Genomic DNA, 1,190 nt, shown 5'->3' with positions numbered 1-1,190 from the left:
TAGGCTGTGAACCCATAAATCAGATCGTCAGCCAGTCGGGCTTTTCTTCGGCTGGTCCGTTCCAGCCCCAGTCTGCGAGAACGTCCTGCATTTCAGACGGGAGGCTGCCCGCGATGCTGATGCAGGAATAGCCATAGCCTTCGCGGATGAGCGCGTCGGCGTGCGGCTCCATAACGGACCAGTCGGGATCGACGATCATTCCTGCCGAACCGCCAAACTGAGGCAGCAGCGCAGTGAATGTCGCGCGTACACCATCGATGGTTAGGTCAAACGGCGAGATCGTCTGAACCCCCAGCGCCACCGCGATCGATCGCCAGCTTTCATATTCCAAGGCCATTGCCTCAGGTAACGCTCCTAGGGTTTGACGGCTACTACCTCACGGCGCGTCTTCCATCTTTCGTGGGAAGGTGATTCAGCGTTCGCATGAGCCGATATGACCTGACCGACTTTGAGTGGCGCATGATCGAGCCGCTTCTCCCCAACAAGCCGCGAGGTGTGCCGCGCGTCGATGACCGCCGCGTGCTGAACGGCATCTTCTGGGTGCTGCGTTCCGGAGCGCCGTGGCGCGACCTGCCCGAGCGCTATGGGCCGAGGACTACCTGCTACAACCGCTTCAATCGATGGCGAAAGGCAGGCGTATGGGACCGGCTGATGAACGCCATCAGCGCCGCGCACGACGGCGAAATCCAGATGATCGACAGCACTTCCATCCGGGCGCACCAGCAGGCTGCGACGGCAAAAAGGGGGGTCCAGATCATTGTCTCGGTCGCAGCCGGGGCGGCCTCACGACCAAGATCCACGTCGTCGTCGACGCGCAAGGCCTCCCGATCCGGCTTGGCCTGACGGCTGGACAGACGCACGATGGGCAGATCGTCGATCGACTGCTCGATCATCTCGGCCCGCGCACCATCGTGCTGGCGGATAAGGCCTACGACGCCGACCGCATCCGCGAGTTGATCCAGGATCAGGGCGCTACGCCCAACATCCCGCCCAAGAGCAACCGCAAATGGAAACCGTGCTTCAGCAAGCGCCTATACCGCGAGCGCAACCTGATCGAACGCTTCTTCTCCAAGCTGAAGCACTTCCGCCGCGTCGCCACCCGCTATGACAAGCTCGCCGCCAACTTCCTCGCCATGATCCAGCTCGCCTCAATGCGCCTGTGGCTGCGAGCTTACGAGTCTACGGCCTAG

General features: G+C 61.8%; 2 protein-coding genes. One reads left to right on the top strand and one right to left on the bottom strand.

What is annotated here, in order from left to right:
* Positions 1-19: 19 nt before the first annotated feature.
* Positions 20-337, bottom strand: coding sequence for a hypothetical protein (locus ABIB28_RS18495; RefSeq protein WP_354289579.1), 318 nt, complete (start codon positions 335-337; stop codon positions 20-22).
* A gap of 86 nt (positions 338-423) precedes the next feature.
* On the opposite strand from ABIB28_RS18495, the gene ABIB28_RS18490 reads away from it, so the two are divergent.
* Positions 424-1,190 (top strand): IS5 family transposase gene (locus tag ABIB28_RS18490; protein WP_354289577.1). Its coding sequence is split into 2 segments (ribosomal slippage): positions 424-748 and positions 748-1,190, totalling 768 coding nucleotides; the frame shifts between segments, so codons are not numbered across the junction.

This window comes from Sphingomonas sp. UYEF23, from assembly GCF_040546165.1.
In the GTDB taxonomy this organism is placed as follows: Bacteria; Pseudomonadota; Alphaproteobacteria; order Sphingomonadales; family Sphingomonadaceae; genus Sphingomonas; species Sphingomonas glacialis.
This window is presented reverse-complemented; position numbering and strand designations above follow the sequence as displayed.